Here is a 551-nt window from a genome sequence, read left to right as displayed (position 1 = left end):
AGCGCCTCCGGAGGTGCCAGCAGGCGGTCGGCGGCGTCGGTGGAGCCCACGAGACGGTCGGCCGCCGGCCCGCGCAGGTGCGAGACCGGAGCGTCCGGGGCGGCGTCCCCCTCTTGGGGCCACCGCTCGGAGAGCACGACGTCCTCCAGAGGCGCCTTGCGCGACCACGCCGCCCGCTGCAGCCCCGGCTCCGGCGGCCGCTCGTCCGGCCAGCCCAGGCACAACCAGCCCAGCGTCTCCACGCCCTCGGGCAGGTGGAGCAGACCCGCCAGGTCCGCCGGCTCGAAGAGGGTCACCCACCCCATGCCCAGCCCCAGCGCCCGGGCGGTCAGCCACATGTTCTGGATGGCGCACGCGCACGACCACAGGTCGGTGTCCGGGAAGGTGGCACGCCCCAGCACGCCGGCGGCCGGGGTGCGGCGGTCACAGGCCACCACCACGCCCACCGGGGCCTCCCGCAGCCCCTCGAGCTTGAGGTCCAGCAGCCGCGCCGCCCGCTCGGGCACGAGCAGGTCCGCCTGGGCCACGCGCGCCGCGTCTGCGAGGTGCGC

Annotated in this window: 1 protein-coding gene; it reads right to left on the bottom strand. The window is 77.3% G+C overall.

Going from position 1 to position 551, the window contains the following annotated elements:
* On the bottom strand, positions 1-527 hold a 527-nt coding region (locus tag HMPREF3099_RS10670; protein ID WP_237769842.1), incomplete at its 3' end, for a nitroreductase family protein.
* Between the last annotated feature and the right edge of the window lie 24 nt (positions 528-551).

It is taken from the genome of Kytococcus sp. HMSC28H12, from assembly GCF_001816045.1.
Lineage (GTDB): Bacteria > Actinomycetota > Actinomycetes > Actinomycetales > Dermatophilaceae > Kytococcus > Kytococcus schroeteri.
The sequence above is the reverse complement of the archived record's forward strand: the minus strand, read 5'-3'. Positions and strand labels throughout refer to the sequence as shown.